Raw genomic sequence first — 23,004 nt, 5'->3', positions numbered from 1 at the left:
ATTATAATTCATTAAACAGATAAACTATTTTACTGCTACCCAACCTAAAGCGGCACGTTTGTCATCGATATCCGCCAAGATTTTTTCAGCAACCTTCTTAGGATCGGTATTTACATACATAACAGAGCCTAAGATGTCTTTAGTATCCTCTTTGAGCCATTTTGTAACGGCATCGGAGCCTTGTGTAGGCGGTTCAACGCAATGATAGGAGTTGATACCCATCAAGCGGAAGCCGAGAGACGCATCGATACCTTTTTCATTGGACCATTCAGGACTGGACATGGCAAACGGCAACTGCGGCAAATTAAGGCCCAGCTCAGCGGCGATACCGCCGAAGATACCCGATGAACGGGCATTATCCACGCATTCACCGACATGCCATACCGGCGGTTGATCATCACCTAGAAATTCCTGCAACGCAGGGCTACATTTCTTAATAGCATCTGTATTACAATAGCCTAGCTTCATCAACGGGAATGATGCGCAACCGTTCGTTAAAATGATACAGCCGTTTTTAATGAGTTCATCAACGATATCAACGGTCGCTTTTTCATAAATAACACGAGGGTTTGAACAACCGACTACATTGACGATACCGCGAACCTTACCGGATTTTAAAGCCTCCGCCAACGGTTTGAAAGAACCGTAATGTTTAACCGTGGATTCCGGAGAGAAACCGACCTCAGCCGTAATTTCGTATGGAGGAATAAATACCGGCATGCCTTTACGCAATTCATGGGCTTCAAGAGCACGATCCAAAATTTTCCGTGCCAACTCTTTCGTTTCCGCCAAATTCGTATGATGGTGATCATAGCCGATATGTTCCGCGCCCGGCAGACGGGCCGCATCGGATGTGGTAATCACCTTTGTATTAAAACAACGCGCCACGTCCATGATAGCAGGGTACACATCCTGTACATCCGCTACCCAACAGTCGAGTGCGCCCGTACCGAGCACGAGCTCTGCCCCGATAGCATTACACAACGGAATAACATTTTCATACCGATACATGCTGGACAAACCGGAGCAGCAGATACCGTAAAACTGAATGCCTTTTGCACCGATAGCCTTAGCTTTTTCCTGATATTCTTCAGATGCACCGATCGTACAGATCTGAGATACCAGCGTCGGCAAATGACCATGTACGGCGATATTTACATAACCTTTTTTTAGAGCTCCGATATTAACCTTGGACGTACGACGGCCGCCTTGACCGAACAACGCATCCGTAGCGATATCCGCCGCCACTACACCGGTAAATGTGAAAGCCAGTCCGCAACGCAAGAATTGCTTCATGTTGCTTTCCCAGTCGCCATCTGTACCGACACAGGTGCGATGATATGCATCAAAGGCTTCATTGTACGCGGAAATAGGTAAGATATCCAAATTTTTCCAGACTTCACGACGTTCAGCAGGTGCCATCGCCGTAATCGTTTTATATTCACCCGGAAGAGCACGGCTCAAGTCTTCCAGCAACACATCCGCCAAATCATTGGCGACGTCATTTAACGGGCGCCCCTCCTCAGGAATGTTGAACGCCTTACATACGGTACGGATTTTCTCTTCTCCTAAAATAGGAATATCCAATTCACCGTTAGCAGCCGCTTTCAGAGAAATCAGAATTTCGCGCGCATGTGCACCATGTTGAGTCAACCCGCCTGCAGCGGCACGGGTCATGTTACGGGCAACGATAAGATCCGCATCCGCACCGCAGACACCGCGAGGGCTCTTAGGCGTAATCTTACAAGGACCCATAAAGCATACGCGACAGCAAACACCGGCAATACCGAAAGCACATTGAGGCTGCTGTTTATCAAAACGGTCAAAAACCGTGTCACAACCGATTTGTTCCATGCGAAGAATCATTTCACGAACCGCCGGATCCGGAGTCTGTTCAATTACATCCTGTTTTGTAGGCCATGTTTTGCGATACTCCGCAACGGCTTTCAAATAATCGTTTACACCATGTTCATGAGGCACCCCCGGCTCATGGGTATGCGGCACCCATTTATCCGTAGGTAAAGCTTTGGCATGGTTATGATCGTGTTCATGGTCATGACTATGGTCGTCATGGTCGTGGTCATGATTATCATCATGAGTTTGACCATGCTTATGCTGATGGCCATGTTCATGGTCGTCCGTATGATTATGGTCATGATGGTCTTCATGATCATGTCCGTGATGATGCCCCCCACAATGACAATGTTGATGTTTATGGGCATTTTTATTTTCTGCATCTTTACTCATAGTAAACCTCCTTGTGACCTACATAGGCCAAGCATTAACAATAAGGAACACAATCCTCACCACAATTCATAGTTAATACTACCATAATCATGGGCTTTAAAACCTATCTCATAGATATGTTTTAATTCACTATAAGTATATTTTCTGCACGGACATTTGTCAATTATATTTTGAGAAAATTTTTTCACATATACATTTATAAATCCGATAACAACAATGTTTTTACATTACTTTATTCAGCTTATATTCATAAATTCGTGAATAAGTTAATTCCCATTAATATAAAGGAATTAACTTTGCCATATTCATTATGTAAAATAATATAGTTTTAATATGTGATAATATCTTTTAGGTATGTGATGATATCGTTTTGGTATGCATATACAATGCTATAACTTTGGGGCATATGAATATATAATATGGATATATAAACAATAATAAGAAGGACCGCACCGGCTGCGATACATTCGCAGCCGATACAGCCCTTCTTTTATTATTACATTAATGTTTTAAGTACATTCATAACTTCTTCCGGTAATTCGTTCTTATAACCGATGAGTTTTTCCACATAGTCATAACGGAACTCAAAAGCCTGATGTAACTGATGGTGGTATTCACGCACCTCAAATGGCGGTTCAAAGCCCGGTATCTCGACATAGGAAAGATTTTCATACGCACCGAACGGTTTAAAGTCCAAATTGCCTTCTACCAATTGTTCCAATAAATTCAACGTCACTTCCTTAGGAATTTTCTTTTCCAGGAAGAATCCCGTGTTCATGATAAAGCAGTCTACGCCACACTCTTTAAAGAGTTTTTTGTAGCTTTCATAATCACGAACCAACGGATAGGTACGGAACGGATTTGCATACGGTTCGATAACGAGTGCATCCGGATCCACATGTGCGTCAAGTTTTTCAGCCGTAGAACGACGCGTCGCCAACGTCGCCCCCATGGTGGACGCCAACACAGGGTCGGATATTTTAAGAATCGGCGGCAATGTTTTATCCTTCATAAGCCATACGATGGCATTGACAGGTTCACCTACATAATTTACGCGATTATCCGTCCAGAATTGAGATTTAATGGCACGACCGTTGTTATTGCGCACATCCTCAGCCAATACGACCTTGCGACCCTCTTCATCCATCGTCACCCCTACATTCTGCAAGGTTAACAGGAATTCATTCGCCGGATGTTCTACAGGATAATCCTGCATTTTATCGAAATACGTAGGCTCCATCGCAATCGAGCTCAAATCCTTCGTATTAATGATATACGCATCGTCATGCAAAATGGAAATATCATAACGGCCATTGTGTTTTTCATGGGTCAACGTGGATTTACCGGAACCGGACAGACCGAACACGCCGATGGTATACGTCTTACCGCCGTCCAGGTTATAGCGCTTCATACCGCCATGACAGGCGACATAACCGAAGCGATTCGCCAAGGACCACGCCAATGTAAGGGTGCCTTTTTTATGTTCCCCGAAATAACGCATGCCGAGAATCATCGCGCAGTTATGAGCAGGATCAAAAATCGCAAGCCCGCCCGGATGACCGGGAACCACATAATCAGGGTCGGAGTAAATATAGATATCCCCTTCCGGAATGTCTTCGCTTTCATTATAAAATTCTTTTACAGCGGCATCAAAAAATTTAAAATTCATCACCCAGGAATATAAAATGGATGCATGATCCTTCGGAATCATCAAGTGAGCACGAGCGGTAAATTTCTTGTCGAGGCCGACGATAACCTGTGCGGCAATCCATTCCTTACCGCGACTGTCATACACGGCGTCGCGCGCAATATTGGCAAGTTCGATTTCATCAATACCTTCATCACCGATGATGCGACGAGCCTTTGCATAACGCCCCGTCGTCTTGCCATCATTCGTAACGAGCACCTTCGCATCGGCCGGTAAGCCCTGCTCCAGCGGTTTATGTACAGGCATATCGAGGACGATGACACCCGGTTCTTCAGAGGCCAGCTGATACGCTTGTGCCACAGAGGTAACCGGTTCTACATTATTTCCATAAAATGCGGTTTCAATCGTACTGCGTAACTTCGAAAATAATGGGTTTGTTTTGATTTCACTTTGTTTCCAAACGCGTCTCGTCGACATAATATCTAAATCCTCACCTTTTAATATATACATGATTTCATCTGTGAAAGTATGAAAATAGCCAATACTCTCATTAATACTTATTTTACCCTTTTCTATCAAGTTTGTATACATAAAACAACCAGCGCGCCCTTAATATTGTGTATTTACTATTAATTAGTGCAACATAATTAAACCGGCAACAGCCGCAGGCCAGTACTTACACCAACATGTGGCTGTAACCAGGATATACCATACGCTCCCGATAGTACGGTACATCCTATACATATACAATATAGGAAATACGAAATGTCAACTATTATTATTGATAAATGCATTTAGTTTGGCAATCAGGTCGTTCACATCAAAATCTCCGCGTTGTTCCGCAATCATTTTAACGGTCGCCACCTTCGCCATGACTTTCACCATAGGGGTTTTCAATTTTTCAAATTTAGGATTCAAGGAAACCAAATAGTCCACCACATCCGGAGAATGTTTGATCAGCTTGGACAATGTCGTTTTCTCATCGATGTGAACGTATCCGCCCGCATCGACTGCCAACGGTTCTTCTGCCACCGATTCCGCCGCTTTTAACGCCAAGGATTTTTCCGAGCCGCCATCACCTACATAATCAGCCTGATCCCATGTCAACAATGTGCGGGAACCTTCCAGTTCGCGAATATGCGTGCAGTCCTGCATCATTTCCAAAACACCGCGGAACTTGCCGTTTTCATCACGCACAGCGGTATAAATAACATAGATAAACAAACCCGGTTTATTGATCCAGAACTCAGCCTGACTTTGTTCACCGGAACGGAACTTTTCAACGATTTCCTCCACGATATGCACGGATTTTGCAGGATGACAGTTCTTCACCTCTCGGCCGATAACATTGGCACTGCGCGGGAAAATGCGATGAGCCGTATCACTGTAAAATTTAACAAGTTCGTTTTCATCCACATAGGATAAATCTACAGGCAAATGACGGAAAATTAAATTGATTTGATCCAATGTCAACTTTCCTGTAGCCACATCGAGCACTGCCTCCTTACCGACGGGTGCACCACCCACAGGGCCTACGTATTTAGACAATAGACCTGCCAAATCATTCAGAAATTCATTGGATACAGCACCGTCCCGAGTAGAGCCGCTTTGATTCAACTGCAACGCCGAATCGTTGATGCCCGGTACCACGTAAAGATCCGGAGTCTTAATGATAGCATAACCGATTTCATGGTCATTCTTGCTCATGCGCACAAATTCTTCATCGCTCAATAACTTAAAAGATGTAGGTAATAATACTTCCAATTCTTTGGAGTTCAAATCACGTAATTTAGACAATGTCTCCGGTACAGAGACCAGGAACTCATCATATTTATCTTCGCGAAGCAAAGCATAGGATGCGGAAATCGCATCGCGCACCGCATCGTCAAATGTCCACATGATGCGTGTAGGACGATCAAATCCATGATCCTCCAGCATCGGATACAGCTGATTCTGCTTACGGGATAAATGAGTTCGCCATTGAGCAAGCGAATCAAAAACGCCAAGCCACGGATTCTTGATAAATTTATCCTGCTTCAACAATTCATCAGCCTCGACAGCCACCTTTTCAACGGCGTTGATCTCCTCCAAATACACCCACAACGGATGATTTTCAGGATATTCATTCTCAGCGCGCATCAGTACGCCATCAAACAGATTCAGCAGATCATCCATCTTATCGAGGATTTCCTCATCCTTATATACGCCCTTTAAACTTTGCTCCGCGTAAGCAAACTCATCAGGCGTGCAGGTACCTAATTTTTCTTTCAGAATACGATTCCCGTCCTTCAGGGACAATTTACCGTCCAGATAATCCTCTTTCACGGACACGATAATTCTATACCGCTCGTTATTAATATCCAGTTCTTGTTTTAAGGGATTCATAATTTATACCTCCAGGGGCTCACTCGTTTATGACTATATTTTTATTATATCATTTTGAAAGTGATTTTCAGTAGCTACGGGTACAAATTTATAATTTGTGAATTTTTTACACATAATACACGTTTTATCCTATCCCTAATAGACCAAGAATTAATATGAACAGTCATACAAAGAAAAAGACACCCTCACAACTATGTGAAGGTGTCTTCAAACCGTATCTTATTTTTTAAAATCAATAAATTCAGTTTTAGAAGATGCTACCGGTTTCCCGTTGGAATCAGAGGCAGGCTTAAACTGCCAAGAGGATACAGCGCCCACAATAGACGCATCCACCGCGGCATCACCGCTGGACGTAAGTAATTTCACATCATCTACGGAACCGTTTTCTTCAATAGTAAACTGTACATCAACGCCACGCGCGTTGCCGGCATAAGCACCAAAAACCCCCGGATCAACAGCCGGTGTAGACACAGCTACAGGCGGTTCATACGGCGCAGCCAGGGCCGCCGTCACGGAACCGGCAGCGACCAATGCACTTAATGTTATACAACGCAACACTTTGTTCATCATCATTCTCCTTATTTAGCAGATTGACCTACAACCTTCTTAGGTAATGTAATCGTCATACCGATAATAGATTCATGCGGTTTCTTATCGTTGCCGATAGCAGGTGTAAATTTCCATTTCATAATGGCATCTTTCACAGCCTCATCGACCGGTGCATAACCGGAAGACTGTTCCACGAACACTTTCTTCACGGCGCCCTGTTTATCAATCAAAAATCGGACCCTCATATTCGGTGCCACCTTAGCTGTCTGAGGGATCTCAGGCATTTCAGGTTTTACGATGGTAACCTCCTTAGGGGGTGAAATAAAACCCGCCGCGTTTGCCGTATAATTTCCAAACATCCCGAATGATGCCGCAAGTACAGCCGCAGCGGTATAGCGAATAATTCTATTCATGATATAAGTCCTCCTTGGTTCTCTTAATCTATGGATATTATCATACTAAATTAATATGAAGAAATGAAGAAATTAATCATTTTTCTTATTGAGATTTAATCTCATTTATGATATAGTCTAATTAAAGTAATCGATCGGCCATCACACATCATGTCGATGTGTAACATAAAAAATAAACAAGGAGGTTCTTCATGAAACGTAGAAAGCGTATTCAAATGAAGGTCATGATGATACTCGGTATTATAGCCCTCATCGGGCCGGACCAGTTGCAATCATTCATACACTAAAGAACTCATGACCTCGGCAGAAGTACGACAGATCTGCCCCAGCCGCTACGTTGGTAGCGGCTATTTTTCTGTATTTTTTTTACACGGGAGGTTTATTATGAAATTCAATCGACTTGTATTAATCGCTCTATCGTTAACCGTCATGATGCTGGCTCTGATCGGCTGCGGAAAGGACACCGCCCGGGACGGGCAAAAGAAACTCCAGGTCGTGGCAACTACGACGATGTTGACGGACTTGGTGAAAGAAATCGGCGGCGATGATGTTTCCGTTCAAGGACTCATGGGCCCCGGCGTCGACCCTCATCTCTATCAGGCCAGCGCAGGTGATGTGACGACCATGTCAAAAGCGGATGTTGTCGTATATAACGGCGTTCACCTGGAAGGGAAAATGGGCTCCATCTTTGATAATTTGGCAAAGCAGAACAAAGCGACCATTCGCGTATCCGACGCCATCGATCCTGCCACACTGCTTGATTTCGAAGAGGACGGAGTATCCACAAAGGATCCGCACATCTGGTTTGACGTAGCCAATTGGAAATTGGCCGCAAAAGCGGTCTATGAAGGTTTGTCCAAAGCCGATCCTGCACATAAGGAAAACTTTCAGAAACGTTATGAATCCTACCTCACCAAGTTAGATGAGGCGGATGCCTACATTAAAACACAGGCCGAATCCATTCCTAAAGAGTCCCGCGTTCTCGTAACGGCGCACGATGCATTCCAATACTTTGCACGGGCCTACGGATTCGAAGTCAAAGGTTTACAGGGCGTAAGCACCGCTACGGAAGCCGGCACGCAGGATATGAACGAGCTCGTCCAATTCATCGTCGACCACAAAATCAAAGCCATCTTCGTGGAGTCATCGGTACCGCATAAAACGATTGAGGCCGTTCAGGAAGCCTGCAAGGCTAAAGGCTGGGACGTATCCATCGGCGGCGAACTGTATTCCGATTCCCTCGGCTCTGAAGGAACTGAAGGCGGCACATATATCGGCATGGTAAAAGCCAACATCGATACCATTGCGAAGGCACTTAAATAAAAATGCTAATTCAAGACCTGTTAATTAGAGCACGAAGTCGGTGCTGCAGATATGTATATTAAGACCTGCTAAAATAGAGCACGAAGTCGATACAAAAAAATATATAACAAGGAGGCATATATGGAATGGGCCGTAGAAGTTGAAGATATGACCGTCGCCTACACGACAAAACCCGTGTTGTGGGACGTGGATATGAAGGTCCCTATCGGTTCACTGGCGGCTATCGTTGGTCCCAACGGAGCCGGTAAGTCCACATTATTAAAAGCCATGCTGGGTCTGCTGACAGTCATTTCGGGCAGCGTCAAATTTTACATTGACCATCACCTGGCGGTCAATAAAAATGATTACAAAAAGATCGCCTATGTACCGCAAAGCGGCAGCGTTGACTGGGATTTTCCCACCACCGTGTTAGATGTGGTCCTCATGGGCCGCTACGGTCATCTGGGCTGGTTCAAACGCCCTACAAAACAGGACAAGGAATTAGCTTTGTCCATGATCGATAAGATGGGCATGACCGATTATGTAGACAGACAAATCCGTCAGCTCTCCGGCGGACAGCAGCAACGAGTCTTTTTAGCTCGCGCCCTCGTACAGGAGGCGGATATTTATCTCATGGATGAACCGTTCAAAGGCGTCGATAAGACGACGGAACGTGCTATCATCACATTATTACAGGAGATGAAAGCTCGCGGTAAAACGGTTATCGTCGTCCACCACGACCTTAATACGGTACCCCAATACTTTGATTGGGTCACACTGGTTAATAAACAAACCGTCGCTTACGGTCCTGTAGCGGACACATTCACTCAGGAAGCGATCGAGCGTACCTATGGTACAGGAGGAATTCTATGACGATTCTCCATTCCTATACGACGCAGATGGTATTGCTCGGCACCGCTCTATTGGGTCTTGCCAGCGGCATCGCAGGCACCTTTGCGGTACTTCGCAAGGAAAGTCTCATCGGCGACGGCTTATCTCACGCGGCATTACCGGGCGTAGTACTCGCCTTTTTGCTGACGGGCATCAAGGATATAGAGGTGCTCATCACGGGGGCCGCCCTCTCCTCGATTGCCGCCGCATGGCTCATCACGATTACCGTTGAAAACAGTAAAATTAAATTCGACGGTGCGTTGGCGACCATTCTATCCGCATTTTTCGGCTTCGGCATGGTGCTGCTCACCTATATCCAAAGCCTCAACAATGCGGGTCAGGCGGGGCTTTCAAAATTCATATTCGGACAGGCGGCGACCATCTTGGCCCGCGATGTATATATTACATCCATTGCGGCGATTATCATCATGATTTTGACCGCTTTGTTTTGGAAGGAACTGAAACTCATTTCCTTCGATTTGGAGTATGCAAAAACCTTGCAGATCCCCGTTACCTTTACCCTCATTTTATATAGAGCGTTGCTCATCATGACCATCATTATCGGGATTCAATCTGTCGGAGCCATTTTGATCAGTTCTCTCCTCATCGCACCGGCTGTTGGCGCCCGTCAATGGACAGATAAACTGGGAACCATGTGTATATTGGCCGGCGTATTCGGCATGCTTTCCGCTATCGGCGGTACATTGTGGAGCACGATTATTCCCAAATTACCTACAGGGCCTGCGATTATCGTCATCCTGTCGATTTTAGTGTTACTCAGTCTGCTGTTCGCACCGAACAGAGGTCTCCTATGGCAACTGCGCCGCGTTCGTCAGACGAAATACGCATTAAAATCCATGTCGGTCCCGCCCGCTAAAAAAATGATGCCATCAGATTCGGTCACAACAACCCCTGAAAGCGACAATATAGGAGGTACCCTATGACAGCTCACACCGAGATTTTACTCATCGCTATGGCGGTCTCCATCACCTGCGCCGTGCCCGGTGTCTTTCTGGTACTGCGCCGCATGTCTATGATGGCCGACGCCATTACGCACACCGTTTTCTTAGGCATTGTACTGGCCTTCTTCATGACGAAGGACTTGAATTCGCCGTTCCTGCTCGTAGGGGCTACGCTCGTCGGGGTCGGAACTGTATGGCTCATAGAAATGATTCATAATACACACCTCGTCAACGAAGACGCGTCTATCGGCATCATCTTTCCCCTGCTCTTTTCGGGCGCCATCATTCTGGTGAGCCTCTACAGCGGAAACGCTCACCTTGACGTAGATACGGCATTGCTCGGGGAAATCGCGTTTGCGCCTTTCGACAGATTCATCGTGAACGGAACTGATTTAGGTCCCGTATCGCTATGGATTTCGCTCTCAGTGGCCACGATCAATCTATTGCTGGTCATTCTGTTCTACAAGGAACTGAAAATATCCACCTTCGATTCCCTATTGGCCGGGCTTTTCGGATTTACACCGATTCTTATCCACTATGTATTGATGACCATGGTCTCCCTCACCGTAGTGGCATCATTCCAGGCGGTCGGCGCAATCCTCGTTATAGGACTTATGATCGGTCCTGCGGTTATTGCCTATTTATGGACCGACTCCGTGAAAGCCATGCTCATAGGCAGTATTCTCATCGGTATCGCCTGTGCCGTCATCGGCACGGAGATTGCTTTCACCATGGATGTATCCATTGCAGGGTCCATCGCCACCACCATCGGCATGGGCCTGATTATCGCCGTCATCGCTACGCCTAAGACCGGTTATATCGCCACATACCGTCGGCAACGCCATCTGCGTCGCCACTATCGGGAAACGATGATGTTGTGCCATATCTATACACATATGAACACGCCTGTTGCGCCCGTTGAAAACGGTATCGGCACCATCCATGAACATCTGAACTGGACGGCGGACTATACATATCAGGCTGCGGCCAATCTCAAGAAACGCGGTTTGCTCTATGTAACGGAAGGACGATATGCGCTGACCGATAAGGGTATCAAGCAGGTAAAAGAATCCATATAAATAGAAATAGAATATATAAGAAAGGGAATACATAAAATAAATAAAGCGCACCCTCAATAATATCGGCACCTGGTGTGGAAGATTTTAGTTCCGTAACCGCATTTCCAAAGCCGCTGCCGCCAGACGCTGCAAATAGAACAATCTTCTTTCCTGAGAAATCATAACTTTCAAGGAATGTATTAATAATCGTTGGTGCTATATCCATCTAGTTAAGATCTGCCTCAGTATATGGAACTGTAGGCTTAATCTTATAAATATCTGCTTTAGCTGCAGCTCCGCTATGTTCTTTGTTATTCCAGTGGCGCTAAAATACGCCACTAATGTTTTTGCCATTTTATTTCCTCCAATTATTCTTCAATATATTTTATAAACTTTGCATATAATGGACCTCAGCGGATAAAACTATTGCTTTGAAAACAACTTATAACGCTAAAAAAGCCAACAGAGGATATACTCTGTTGGCTTAATTATTATATTTAAATATCTTAAGTAAAAACCTCTTGATAAAATGCTATCAAGTCTTTTGCATATTTTGCGGCCCGAGGAATAGCTATTCTTTTATAATAGTCAGCTAATATTTCTTGATGATTCTTCAAAAGATCAAATTCAATTATATACAAACCAACACTCGTTATAGAATATTTTCCTATTTCAATTGTAGTTGATTTGTCATCTTCAGATATTTCCTCACCTATAGGAAATTCACCATCAGGATACGCCTCAATAGTAACATCACTATATTGCCAAAACTTCTTACTCCAAATGATAATATCTTTTCGATATTCTTCTATCATTTGCTTGTAAAACTGCACCATCTCTTTATCTGAAAGCACCTTACAATTAAACCCTTCTAATAAGAATTGTCTTTGTTTCAATCGATTTTTTACTTCTTCTATTTCAACACTCTGTAGGTCTTGATTAAAGTTGTCAACACCTAGTTCTTTTATAATATCTAAATATATGTTACTATCTAAAAATTCTTTTATAGTCTCCATATCCTTGTTCCCATAACAATATTGGCACCTTCCATGATAAAGAACTCTGTACCTGCTTGTAGAGCCGAATAATCTACAGTTTCATAAAGTGGCAACGCATTAGCTCCTATTTACTTATCAAAGATGACATCTTCACCATCAATAAAGTTGATACCAAGATATTCCTCATTTTACGCCTCATTTAACTACATATACCATATCACCTTTAAAGTATATGTTCATTATACAGTGTACTGGATTCCCTTTGGTCCATAACCACCCCTGGAATACAGCGTGTCCCCAATTATAGGTCTCCGTAATGACCTCAAATTCACTTTCACTATAATCCTGTTGATACTGGGGTAACTCAATTCTTTTACCTGTGAAAGTATCTAGTATTGTATTATTAAACACGAGAATTTCAAAAAAATCTATATCACACGTCTCAAACACGACTTGAGCCTTATGAGTTTGTTCAGCACCGTTCTCATAAGAAAAAATGTACTCAAAAGTAAGGATCAAATTATCATCTGCGTATTCTATTTTCTGTACTCTTGCATCATGGAGAGAATATTGGAGATGCTCGCTAAAAGATTTTATCGTTCTCATAGAACCTCGTTTTTACAAATTAATATACAATACATAACGACATAGACTTACTAGTTCAAGAGGAACGAAATCCCAAAATTCAGTTACCCTATTCCTTTACAATTAATTCATTTTTAGTTTTTCTATATAATCATTTGCTTTGTCAACTATATCAGAAATTTTTGGATAACCAGCTTCTTCAATTACTATGTTCTCAAGAATATAATCAGTAAGACTACCTTCACCCATTTTTTGCTTTACTTCTGCATAATCCCATTTAGAAAAGTCAAATGTTTTTTGCAATATATAAGGCACAAATACTTTCAAATAATCGGACATATCAAATTTATCATTTATACTTGAATGAAAAAGCAAATCGAAATATTGAAAAGCAATATCATTCCTAATATATGGAATAATTTTTAAGTTTTGCATGCAATTAAATGTTGCGATCGCCCCCATGCAATGTTGACTAATCAAGATATAAAATAGATCAGCCACACTCATCGACTCCATGGAAGGAATATACTTCCCCCCCATTTTGAGAGCTTTTTTACACTTTTCTTCTATTGACAATTTACTATCTTCAAGTGAATCAAAAACTATCCGTTCTTTTATCCAGCCGTGTAAATGACGCTCTAAGTCCTCATATGAAGAGTTATCATTTTTCATTTCTTCAATAGAGCCATATGGCTTAGAAAACAATAACAATAGCATTTGGTTCGCAGCATCATTAAGTGCCTCATAATATTCAGTACTTTCAGTAATAGTTATTGTTTCTAACGGAATCACAAAAAAATCTTCAGAATACTCACGTAAAAGCACAAGCATATCAAAAAAGCAATCCTTCAGATATCTATTTACTGTTTCAAAATTTATTTCATTATCTGTTCCACGGTAAAAAGTCGACATCTTCATGAATGGATCATTTATTAACCTACATCCTTTTACAATAATATACTCTTTGTGACCAGAATTACTTATATCCAATCTTACAGCACCTGATAAATATGTTACATAATCCTCTTTATCAATATTTGAAAGAAAATAGCATACATAACGTTTCTGACGATACCAAAACAAGCGGACTTCACCTATCAATCTCTTAATATCGTCTTGTGTAAAGCAATCAATTTTATCTTCATATTTTTCAAGAACGGAAAGATATTCATTCATTATTTTCTTTAAGGGTTTTGTTTCAATCAACCTAATTTCTCCCTTCTACACTTAATTAGCATAATAGAAATCAGGAAGCTCAATATATCCTGAAATAAGTTCAAACAATTTCTTCAAAAGCATATCACAATCATCTTGTACACTTCTTAATTTTTGTTCGGCATTATAATCAGGAATCATATGATAATTGTGGGTTGGATTGTCACATAAAAGCATTGAAGATTCTCTTATTGCTCCCCAAAAACCATGTGTAAAATTCGTTCCATATTCATAATAAATCTCGTACAGCATTTGTTCATCACATGAAATAAATTTTTTGTTTATTTGTGTTTTATCAAAATATCCAAAACTAGTATCAACAAATGCCTCATCCATATCCTCATTAACAAGAAGTTCCATCATTTTTAGATGAAGCTGTGCATCATCTGAAACAGAGTATTTACTTTCTCTCAGCTTAGCCATAACAAGCTTATACTTTCCTATTCCGTAAGCTTTAAATCTGTCATACACATCAGGAATTTCTTCTTCTTGCAACATAATATATTTTAAATTTATATAACTCTCCGTCATAGTTCTAAATAGTATTCTTCCACTTATATCATTTTGAAGTTTCTTCTCTGATATTTCTTTATAAATTTTATATATATAGCAAGTAATCCCCATTACAACTGCATATTTTTCATCCATCTTTTTATTATCATTAGTAGCGGCAATATAATCAATAACTTTTGATATTTTTTCAAAGAGTTTCATTTCTTCATTTCCATTCCATACTATCACTAAAGGATTACATTCCAGTATTTCTGCCAATTTTTCCCATATCATTTTTGAAAATATTTTACTACTATCAATACTACTTACTCCTTGAAATGTTGCCCTTATTGCAGGCCTATATATCCTCATTTTTTCATCAGAATGATTATATTTGTAATAAGTAGTCAACGCTTGTGGCAACAGATCTAATTTACTTGAAATTTTTAATCTCCCATTCTTTATATAGAACCAATTCACCGAAAAACATATATCTGTTGTAAGTTCATCATGAAATGTACTACATTTTTCTATTATCGAGAAAAGTTCAGAAATACTATCATCAATATTTATTGAATAATCAAAAAAGAAATTATAGAAAACATCATCTACATCTGGTGTCGCAACAATTGTAAATGGAGCCAATACATTACGATCCACATGGTTTAAAATAATAGACCAAAAATACTCTCTTTGTTCTTGCTCTAACTCATGTATTTTGGAAAACTGAGGAATACATATTGAGTGTGAATTTAATTCATAAATAATATTATTAATTTTCTCTAAGCCTATTTTTCTCCCATATTTATGAATAATTAGTCCAATCCATAAATATTCTGGAAGCCAATTTTTAGACCAACTCGATAAACTTAACTTGGCTCCAAGCCCTTCTGGATTGGTATAAGGTGTATATAATGTATCGCCTTTTTTTATATGCTTTGATAGTTTAATTCGCTCCATCAAAATGACTTCTCCTCAAAATAATAATGAAGATATCTATTTATCTCTTTTATAGATTAAAATAACCCTTATCTTCTAGTTAATTCTCTATGCAGCAAGTTCAAATTTTCTACATGTGACCTTAGTAGATTTGTTTATTGAGCATCATCCATAGAGTCCTCCCCTCTATAAAAACTAATACCTTCATCTTTGCATTAAATATTACGACTACCTACCTTCAATCTTCATACAAAGCTCCCCAGAACAAAAAAAATATTTTCAAAACTTTTATTTACACCTATCCCATAATTTCAATATAAAAAACACTTAAATTCTACCATATGTCATGTTTAATTTAATTTGCGTCGATGTCTTAAATATTTTTTAAGTTTCTATCCAAACATTTTTCCTTCCTCTTAGATGTGAACTCTGATTATTCTACTAATTCTAAACGTACATAGCTTTTATTAAAAAAGACACTAGCTGAGATCTGCCAATTTCTTTCATCCCCTCCAATAATTATCAATATCGGTTCAGGACATTTTAAATCATTGTTCCTGGACAGGGTAAACATTTGTTTTAAATCAATATCACTGGGGTCAGCCGAAGCATTCGGATGATAATGCCATTCCCCTAAATAATATAAACCTTGATTCCATACTGAATCTAAAAGCTCTTTTAATCCGCTTGAGCTCCTACGAAAATTATATTTTGAGTGTTGAGAGTTCTTAGGTGCTGGTGTTATCTGTAAAATATCTGCTATCATTTGATTATGTGAGTAATTTCCTATTAACACACCTCCCGTTTCATAAGGATTGGATTCATTACAATAACCAATCATTTGTTTATATATTTCTTTTCCCAAATATATATTATATGTTTGACTCTTATCTTTAAAGATCATTAATTATCTATCTTCCTTTTTTCTACCAATATATACCCCTCAAAAATCCCATTATTTTCTTTTTGTTCATAAACAACTGAAAGAGTCTTCTCTGGTTTAAAAACAATATAATTTTCGATTGCCTTTACTGCTGTAGAAGCTGCAAGCCAGATATCATCACTTCTTCCAGGAAATGTAGGGTGCCAACAACCAATTCCATTCCTTGGTAAGTTGTAATCATCAAATAATTCTCTTTCTTTTTGTATATATGGCGAAATCAACTCATAAAACGAATCAAAACTAAAAGAATTGCCACTCATTAGCGCTATATATAAATGCTTTGCTCCCAAACCTACAGATACAGAGGTTATGATATGACTTTTTGTAAAAACAACTTTTTCAAAAATATCAAGAACATTATGTTCTCCTGTGCAGTCAATAATTATATCGTATTTATCTAGATCAATATTTGTTTTATATTCTTCATCAATTGTAAGGATATCTTTAATTACTTCAATGTTTGCATGTGGATTTAAGGAATTAAGATAATCGCTCAATGATTGTTCTTTAAGTTCTCCAATATTACTTATATTAAGAACATGACGTGACAAATTTCCGATTTCAAATATGTCAGAATCTGCAATAGTAAGGTTGTATAGTCCTGCCCGTACAAGTATTTCTGCTACTGATGCGCCGATACAACCTGCTCCAAGAAGCAATATCTTTTTTCTAAGTAAAAGGTCGTTCAATTTCCCTCTCTGCAATATTTCTTGTTGATTCCAGTTTTCTGAAATAATCCATTCCAATTTCATCTTTCGTGTTAAAACGTCTCTTTTATCACGAAACCACCATCCTTTGTGATTAGTTCGGAATCCATTTGCTGTCTTTTCACCATATGATAAAACTGGTAAATACATAGCCATCCAAAAAATACTTTCGGTCTCACCTCCAAAAACTCTCGGAATTGGAAAGCCAAGTAGTAGTAAATGATGTTTCCCATCCCTAATCTTTGATACAACCTGTTCCAATATATTCATAACATCAATCTGTTGACTATTACAAACAGTTATTAACTCATCCAAAGTTTCTGGAGCTTGCCATTCATTAATTACTGGAAGATGCTCCAAAAGTATCCACGGAGCATTAATTGACGGGGATATATTCGTTTTAGAAAGATAGCTCCCCCATTTTGTATAGTGCACTATATTGCCATTTAATGATTTAAAATACTTTACATAATACACAGATGGCTTGTTTTTGTAAACATCTAATTCTGCGATTCCATATCTACAATCAGTACTTTGCCATTGCATAAAAGTAACACAGTCTTCAGAAAAAACAAATTGCATTTCAGACACATAAGTCAAACTAAACTCAGGCAATTCAAACAGCTCATTATCTAATACTAATTTATTTTGTGCCGCTAACTCAAGCCAAATTATTGCCCTACTTACATGGTATATCAATCGTTCATCAACACTATAAGGCTCTCCTTGAAAACCAGATATTGTGTTTCTCTCCAAACACAATGCTCCTTTTCTCCACAGACCATTCTTTTCCAATTCTGAGTTATTAGCTTGATGATATAATGTCACATTAATACTATTTTCTACATCAGGATATATCTTAATTTTACCCTTTGGATATTTATCTTCTGCTATAACATACCACTGGGACAATTGAGGAAAATAAGATGTTTCATATTTAATTGATATGCCTAAATGTAAAAACCAAACTTTTAATTCATTATCAAAATTCCAATCATCTAATATTTTAACCTGTGATAACGAATCCAAAGCTCTTCGAGCCTGTTTTAATTTATCAGGAATCTGTATTCTTTCCATTTATGCGAATCTTCCTTCTGGAATAGCTATTGACTTTTCAGTACGAGTTGAAAAACCTGTTGAAGAATTAGATTTTGTAGGTTCTGGAGCAGGGGGGAATTCAGTACCAAATAACTCTCTCCATTTGCAAACACTATCATATAATTCTTCACAATCAAAAGCTTCACGAGCAATTTTAGCAGCACCGCAAACTGTATCATAAAAATCAGCGTATTCGTCGTTTGTAATTCTTGCAAAAACATCATGTTCAGGTACACCTCTATCAGCCAAGAAAGGTTTAATAAGATATTGAGAAACAATATTTTCAAGAGTTAACACTATACCCTCCGCTACACTAGTTATACCATCCGGACAGCAGTCACCAATAAAATGCTCAAATGGATAGCTCTTTGGATGTTTTATATCTGGACACTGTATCTTACGCCACCATTTTAATGCCTTAACAACATTTATATAGTGTGTATTACAGTTCTTGTTTTTCTCAATTGTCCATCGAATTTGCTCAAGCGGATGTGTTTTATCCCATTCTTCAACTTCACGATCAGGAATTAGAAGTGGATCAGATTTCCATTGCAATTCGCTATCCGATTTACAAAATATATTATAGGTACTTTCAACCAAAACATTATCTAACGATTTTGTAAGCAAATTTTGCTGAAATTCTTCAATTGTATATTCAGAAATAATGGCTCTATCTTGCAATATTCCTATTTCACTTTTGCTTGGGGCGGAGGTAAGTACAATATCCAAGTCAACATAACTTAAACTTATACCTATTGATCTGCCTTGGAGTCTATACTTATCTTTGTAGTACTTGTCTAAAAAAGGTACAAATATATTTAATGCTTCTTCTGGCGTATATTCTTCAGAGTCTAACTTTGTTACAACAATAATATCAACATCGGATTTGTTCCCATTTTTAGGTTTGACAGCTGTAGAACGTCGATAGCTCCCCTGCAAAAATGTGCTAACAATAATATTCGATAATGCTTCGTCTTCTTCCAATCTTTTTCTTAACGTTGTATGTCCTGTTTTCAAGTCATTCACTTGATTTTCAGACAAACGGATATTAGATAAAAAGTCTTTAAAATATGACGGCACAATAGACATAAATACTTCTCCTTTACTTTATGAAACTTATTGATTTTGAATATGAGCAAGAACCTCGTTGTTCATAATCATATTCATACAAAACGCATTTACCAAATCCACGTGAGTTTTGTCCTAAAAAAAACATAAATGCACTTGGCGCAGCAGCAAAAATATGTAGCGTTGCTCGTCGTTCTTCAATAGACCTTTCTGCTATAGCACTACAAACAGAATTAGCAAGATTCGCTGCATGGTTTCCATCTTCTATTGAAAAGTTTGTGGCACCAACTTTGTTAGGCGTACAATTTATGATACGTCTAACTGATAGATTTTTTTCTTTAATATATCTAACCACATCATTATAAATAGGGTGAGTAACATTTAGTATTAATACAGAATCCAGTTGGGATTTATCAAATATTTCATGTGAAATATCCCAATTCGAATAATTTCGCTGAGCTGATTGTTTTACATCCCATAATTCAATACCATTTGTTGCGGTCTTTTGCATTGGAAATATATTAACACCTGATTTGCTATCAAGAACTCTCCCCGCAGCAAAAGCTAACGATAAATGTGTATCTAAATATATTTGATAGGCATCCTTATCGTTAGTATTTTCAAGCAAAAAGTCTCTCAGTATGGGATAAATATCATTATTCCAATCATATTCACTTTTCAGATTACGCCCTTCAAACCTCTCTATTAAGGACAAACATTGCGTAATATCTTCCAATATCACGGTTCCACGTGTAAAGCTTTGAACACTGATAGATATTCTTTTAGGAGAACACTCATCAGCCACCATAAAAATACGCTTTTCCAACGCCTCATCAAATGTATCTCTATCAATCCCTCTACCATTTGTTGAAGAAATTATTTGATCATGTACAGTAGCAGAAGCAATGAAGCTAATTTGATCAAAAGTCAGTCTTTTATTTTTATTTGAAATATATTTAAGTAAAGAATCTCTAACTTTTGCTTCCAATGTATCAATATCAAAAGAGTGGCATTTAAATTTTATTTTTCTACCTTGTATGATATCGGTATTAAATCCTTTCAATGAATTTTGTGTTTTCTTATCCAAGTTATTGCGTTGAAATTTATCTATTGAATTGATAAATGCAATAGCATCATTATCACATTGCCCTATTAGAAACAACTCAAACTCACTCGAACCCACATCATCACTAATAAGAGCTTGTAACCATGTGCTTAGCGAATGTTTAGTAAAGGTATTTATTGTCGATTTTACCTGAATGCTTTTGAAAATCCTATTCTCTTTTTCTAATGCAATATCAACCTTATCCTTTTCAGACTCAAATTCAATATAAATTTTATCCCAATTCTTTTGACACAGTGCTTCAAGAACGGATGCAAATGCTTGATACAAAAAGCCTCGTGAAGCTTCTTTTCCTCCCATACTATACTCCTCTTTTCATATTTTTTCGCCTAACTTTAACATAATAAAAAAAATCACAAAAATTCTTTCAATTGTTATAACACCAAATAACTAAATTACATTTTATTACTCACTTCTGTACAAAAGCCTCCCACCAAAATGATGGGAGGCTTTTATGCACTCTTTAAATCCAAAACTCTCCCTTTCAAACCTATTCTTTTACCTTTCAGTTAAAGTAAATATTACTCAAAAGTTTAGTTAATGAATTTAAAATCAATATTTCTTATTATTCCCACTCAATTGTAGCAGGTGGTTTAGATGTAATATCGTACACGATGCGGTTGATGTGTTGTACTTCGTTTACGATACGACGGGAGATTGTATCCAATACGTCGTAAGGGATGCGTGCCCAGTCAGCGGTCATGAAGTCTGTTGTCGTTACGCCACGCAATGCCAATGTATAATCGTATGTACGGAAGTCACCCATAACGCCTACGGTACGTGTGGATGTTAATACGGCAAAGTACTGATTGATGCTGCGATCAAGTCCGGCTTTCGCGATTTCTTCACGGAAAATGGCATCCGCATCACGCAGAATATCGAGTTTTTCCTTTGTAATATCGCCCATTACACGGATAGCAAGGCCGGGTCCCGGGAATGGTTGACGCCATACGAGGTAATCAGCCAAACCTAATTCAGAACCGAGTTCACGTACTTCGTCTTTGAAGAGGTTGCGCAATGGTTCGATAAGGCCTTTAAAGTCTACAACTGCAGGCAAGCCGCCTACGTTGTGGTGAGATTTGATAACTTCCGCTTCACCGGTACCGGACTCGATAACGTCAGGGTAGATTGTACCTTGCGCTAAGAAGTCAACGGAACCGATTTTACGGCCTTCGTCTTCAAATACGCGGATAAATTCTTCACCGATAGCTTTACGCTTCGCTTCTGGATCTTCAAGACCGGCTAATTTATCTAAGAAACGTTTTTCTGCATCGACACGGATGAAATGCATGCCGGAATCTTTGAAAGCTGCTTCAACTTCATCGCCTTCGTTTTTACGCATTAAACCATGGTCAACAAAGATACAAGTCAATTGGTCGCCTACAGCTTTAGAGATAAGTGCTGCCGCAACGGAGCTGTCTACACCGCCGGACAATGCCAATAATACTTTGCCATCGCCTACAGTGTTACGGATGTCTTCAATAGCAGTTTTTGCATAGTTTGCCATTGTCCATGTGCCTGTGAAACCACATACTTCGTACAGGAAGTTGTGAAGCATTTCTTTACCATGTTCAGTGTGCAATACTTCTGCATGGTATTGCATAGCATATAGTTTGCGTTCTGTATTTTGCATGGATGCCACAGGGCAATCCTTAGTATGTGCAACAATTTCAAAGCCTTCAGGAACCTTTGCTACATAGTCAACATGGGACATCCAAACAACTTGGTCTTCTTCCAAGCCTTTGAACAATGGAGATGTAGTGTCCACTTTAGTAGGTGTTTTGCCGAATTCACGGTTGTCCGCAGATTTAACTTCGCCACCCAATGTATGTGCCATAAATTGCATACCGTAGCACATGCCTAGGACAGGAATACCGAGTTCAAAAATCTCTTTATCGATTTTCGGGGAATTTTCTTCGTACACGCTGTTAGGTCCGCCCGTAAAGATAATCCCTTGCGGTTTCAGTTCCTTAATTTTTCCCAATGCCTTGTTGTATGGATATACTTCGCAGTATACGTGATTTTCACGAACGCGGCGCGCGATCAGCTGATTGTACTGGCCGCCAAAATCAACAACAATAACAAATTCCTTATTTTCCATGCCTTCCTCCGTATGCATCTATTTGTGAAAGTAAATTCACTGATTTCTATAGGTTATACATTTCTGTACGAAAGTGAGTTTATCAGACAAATGCCTGTTTTCATTACAGTTTATTATACCATAGGCGCCTTTTCGCCTCTACATGTTCCGTATGAAAGTTTCACGAAACTTTTAAACGTTCGGATTATTCCATTACCCATTCTAATTACCAATTCTATGTAGTATAAGAATTAACATCCAGTAACTAATCACCGGTATTAAATGCCGGCAGTTACCAGTT

General features: G+C 39.6%; 18 protein-coding genes and 1 pseudogene. 4 read left to right on the top strand and 15 right to left on the bottom strand.

Annotated features, from left to right (window positions below):
• Positions 1-24: 24 nt before the first annotated feature.
• From cooS to VEHSUH05_RS00715, 5 genes are all read right to left on the bottom strand, one after another.
• Complete coding sequence (cooS, locus tag VEHSUH05_RS00735; RefSeq protein ID WP_105090434.1) at positions 25-2,247, bottom strand: anaerobic carbon-monoxide dehydrogenase catalytic subunit; 2,223 nt, start codon at positions 2,245-2,247, stop codon at positions 25-27.
• A gap of 496 nt (positions 2,248-2,743) precedes the next feature.
• A complete protein-coding gene (locus tag VEHSUH05_RS00730) occupies positions 2,744-4,372 on the bottom strand; it encodes a phosphoenolpyruvate carboxykinase (ATP) (RefSeq protein WP_105090604.1) in 1,629 nt (542 codons plus the stop codon).
• Between the two features lie 291 nt (positions 4,373-4,663).
• Positions 4,664-6,280, bottom strand: coding sequence for a DUF438 domain-containing protein (locus VEHSUH05_RS00725; RefSeq protein WP_105090433.1), 1,617 nt, complete (start codon positions 6,278-6,280; stop codon positions 4,664-4,666).
• Between the two features lie 219 nt (positions 6,281-6,499).
• Positions 6,500-6,847, bottom strand: a complete 348-nt coding sequence (locus VEHSUH05_RS00720; protein ID WP_038116324.1) for an energy transducer TonB — start codon at positions 6,845-6,847, stop codon at positions 6,500-6,502.
• An 11-nt stretch (positions 6,848-6,858) separates the two neighbouring features.
• Positions 6,859-7,242, bottom strand: a complete 384-nt coding sequence (locus VEHSUH05_RS00715) for an energy transducer TonB (RefSeq protein WP_038116325.1) — start codon at positions 7,240-7,242, stop codon at positions 6,859-6,861.
• 384 nt (positions 7,243-7,626) lie between these two features.
• On the opposite strand from VEHSUH05_RS00715, the gene VEHSUH05_RS00710 reads away from it, so the two are divergent.
• From VEHSUH05_RS00710 to VEHSUH05_RS00695, 4 genes are all read left to right on the top strand, one after another.
• Entirely contained in the window at positions 7,627-8,565 is a 939-nt protein-coding gene (locus VEHSUH05_RS00710) for a metal ABC transporter solute-binding protein, Zn/Mn family (RefSeq protein ID WP_105090432.1), read from the top strand.
• 120 nt (positions 8,566-8,685) lie between these two features.
• Complete coding sequence (locus VEHSUH05_RS00705) at positions 8,686-9,417, top strand: metal ABC transporter ATP-binding protein (protein ID WP_105090431.1); 732 nt, start codon at positions 8,686-8,688, stop codon at positions 9,415-9,417.
• Complete coding sequence (locus VEHSUH05_RS00700; protein WP_245875901.1) at positions 9,414-10,379, top strand: metal ABC transporter permease; 966 nt, start codon at positions 9,414-9,416, stop codon at positions 10,377-10,379. Before VEHSUH05_RS00705 ends, VEHSUH05_RS00700 begins: the two co-directional genes overlap by 4 nt.
• The gene (locus tag VEHSUH05_RS00695; protein ID WP_105090430.1) at positions 10,376-11,476 is read left to right on the top strand and encodes a metal ABC transporter permease; all 1,101 of its coding nucleotides are present in this window, start codon (positions 10,376-10,378) and stop codon (positions 11,474-11,476) included. The genes VEHSUH05_RS00700 and VEHSUH05_RS00695 overlap by 4 nt, the downstream gene beginning before the upstream one ends.
• On the opposite strand, the pseudogene VEHSUH05_RS09325 reads toward VEHSUH05_RS00695, so the two are convergent.
• The 10 genes and pseudogenes from VEHSUH05_RS09325 to guaA all read right to left on the bottom strand — a co-directional run bounded on the left by VEHSUH05_RS09325 (position 11,451) and on the right by guaA (position 22,724).
• Positions 11,451-11,723, bottom strand: a pseudogene (locus tag VEHSUH05_RS09325) (flavodoxin). The gene VEHSUH05_RS00695 and the pseudogene VEHSUH05_RS09325 sit on opposite strands and share 26 nt — an antisense overlap.
• Before the next feature lie 238 nt (positions 11,724-11,961).
• Complete coding sequence (locus VEHSUH05_RS00685) at positions 11,962-12,471, bottom strand: hypothetical protein (protein WP_054674066.1); 510 nt, start codon at positions 12,469-12,471, stop codon at positions 11,962-11,964.
• Between the two features lie 177 nt (positions 12,472-12,648).
• Positions 12,649-13,059 carry a hypothetical protein gene (locus VEHSUH05_RS00675; RefSeq protein WP_105090429.1) on the bottom strand — a complete coding sequence of 137 codons (411 nt, stop codon included), beginning with the start codon at positions 13,057-13,059 and terminating at the stop codon, positions 12,649-12,651.
• Between the two features lie 102 nt (positions 13,060-13,161).
• Positions 13,162-14,244: a hypothetical protein gene (locus VEHSUH05_RS00670; RefSeq protein WP_245875900.1), complete on the bottom strand. Its 1,083-nt coding sequence runs from the start codon at positions 14,242-14,244 to the stop codon at positions 13,162-13,164.
• Between the two features lie 21 nt (positions 14,245-14,265).
• Positions 14,266-15,705: a DUF5677 domain-containing protein gene (locus VEHSUH05_RS00665; RefSeq protein ID WP_105090428.1), complete on the bottom strand. Its 1,440-nt coding sequence runs from the start codon at positions 15,703-15,705 to the stop codon at positions 14,266-14,268.
• A 412-nt stretch (positions 15,706-16,117) separates the two neighbouring features.
• Positions 16,118-16,588 (bottom strand): M67 family metallopeptidase, encoded by a 471-nt coding sequence (locus VEHSUH05_RS00660; RefSeq protein WP_105090427.1) that lies wholly within the window; start codon positions 16,586-16,588, stop codon positions 16,118-16,120.
• Positions 16,588-18,411: a HesA/MoeB/ThiF family protein gene (locus VEHSUH05_RS00655; protein WP_105090426.1), complete on the bottom strand. Its 1,824-nt coding sequence runs from the start codon at positions 18,409-18,411 to the stop codon at positions 16,588-16,590. Before VEHSUH05_RS00655 ends, VEHSUH05_RS00660 begins: the two co-directional genes overlap by 1 nt.
• Positions 18,412-19,521: an SMODS domain-containing nucleotidyltransferase gene (locus tag VEHSUH05_RS00650; protein WP_105090425.1), complete on the bottom strand. Its 1,110-nt coding sequence runs from the start codon at positions 19,519-19,521 to the stop codon at positions 18,412-18,414.
• A gap of 13 nt (positions 19,522-19,534) precedes the next feature.
• Positions 19,535-20,923 carry an SAVED domain-containing protein gene (locus VEHSUH05_RS00645; protein WP_054674076.1) on the bottom strand — a complete coding sequence of 463 codons (1,389 nt, stop codon included), beginning with the start codon at positions 20,921-20,923 and terminating at the stop codon, positions 19,535-19,537.
• Between the two features lie 265 nt (positions 20,924-21,188).
• Positions 21,189-22,724: a glutamine-hydrolyzing GMP synthase gene (guaA, locus tag VEHSUH05_RS00640; protein ID WP_105090424.1), complete on the bottom strand. Its 1,536-nt coding sequence runs from the start codon at positions 22,722-22,724 to the stop codon at positions 21,189-21,191.
• Between the last annotated feature and the right edge of the window lie 280 nt (positions 22,725-23,004).

Source organism: Veillonella denticariosi JCM 15641 (assembly GCF_002959855.1).
In the GTDB taxonomy this organism is placed as follows: Bacteria; Bacillota; Negativicutes; order Veillonellales; family Veillonellaceae; genus Veillonella; species Veillonella denticariosi.
The sequence above is the reverse complement of the archived record's forward strand: the minus strand, read 5'-3'. Positions and strand labels throughout refer to the sequence as shown.

What these genes read in the sequence shown, in the direction of transcription:
- guaA (WP_105090424.1), bottom strand. Translation starts at nt 22,724, where the DNA reads ATGGAAAATAAGGAATTTGTTATTGTTGTTGATTTTGGCGGCCAGTAC.
- VEHSUH05_RS00700 (WP_245875901.1), top strand. Translation starts at nt 9,414, where the DNA reads ATGACGATTCTCCATTCCTATACGACGCAGATGGTATTGCTCGGCACC.
- VEHSUH05_RS00645 (WP_054674076.1), bottom strand. Translation starts at nt 20,923, where the DNA reads ATGGGAGGAAAAGAAGCTTCACGAGGCTTTTTGTATCAAGCATTTGCA.
- VEHSUH05_RS00650 (WP_105090425.1), bottom strand. Translation starts at nt 19,521, where the DNA reads ATGTCTATTGTGCCGTCATATTTTAAAGACTTTTTATCTAATATCCGT.
- VEHSUH05_RS00675 (WP_105090429.1), bottom strand. Translation starts at nt 13,059, where the DNA reads ATGAGAACGATAAAATCTTTTAGCGAGCATCTCCAATATTCTCTCCAT.
- VEHSUH05_RS00705 (WP_105090431.1), top strand. Translation starts at nt 8,686, where the DNA reads ATGGAATGGGCCGTAGAAGTTGAAGATATGACCGTCGCCTACACGACA.
- VEHSUH05_RS00685 (WP_054674066.1), bottom strand. Translation starts at nt 12,471, where the DNA reads ATGGAGACTATAAAAGAATTTTTAGATAGTAACATATATTTAGATATT.
- VEHSUH05_RS00655 (WP_105090426.1), bottom strand. Translation starts at nt 18,411, where the DNA reads ATGGAAAGAATACAGATTCCTGATAAATTAAAACAGGCTCGAAGAGCT.
- VEHSUH05_RS00660 (WP_105090427.1), bottom strand. Translation starts at nt 16,588, where the DNA reads ATGATCTTTAAAGATAAGAGTCAAACATATAATATATATTTGGGAAAA.
- VEHSUH05_RS00665 (WP_105090428.1), bottom strand. Translation starts at nt 15,705, where the DNA reads ATGGAGCGAATTAAACTATCAAAGCATATAAAAAAAGGCGATACATTA.
- cooS (WP_105090434.1), bottom strand. Translation starts at nt 2,247, where the DNA reads ATGAGTAAAGATGCAGAAAATAAAAATGCCCATAAACATCAACATTGT.
- VEHSUH05_RS00715 (WP_038116325.1), bottom strand. Translation starts at nt 7,242, where the DNA reads ATGAATAGAATTATTCGCTATACCGCTGCGGCTGTACTTGCGGCATCA.
- VEHSUH05_RS00730 (WP_105090604.1), bottom strand. Translation starts at nt 4,372, where the DNA reads ATGTCGACGAGACGCGTTTGGAAACAAAGTGAAATCAAAACAAACCCA.
- VEHSUH05_RS00695 (WP_105090430.1), top strand. Translation starts at nt 10,376, where the DNA reads ATGACAGCTCACACCGAGATTTTACTCATCGCTATGGCGGTCTCCATC.
- VEHSUH05_RS00725 (WP_105090433.1), bottom strand. Translation starts at nt 6,280, where the DNA reads ATGAATCCCTTAAAACAAGAACTGGATATTAATAACGAGCGGTATAGA.
- VEHSUH05_RS00710 (WP_105090432.1), top strand. Translation starts at nt 7,627, where the DNA reads ATGAAATTCAATCGACTTGTATTAATCGCTCTATCGTTAACCGTCATG.
- VEHSUH05_RS00720 (WP_038116324.1), bottom strand. Translation starts at nt 6,847, where the DNA reads ATGAACAAAGTGTTGCGTTGTATAACATTAAGTGCATTGGTCGCTGCC.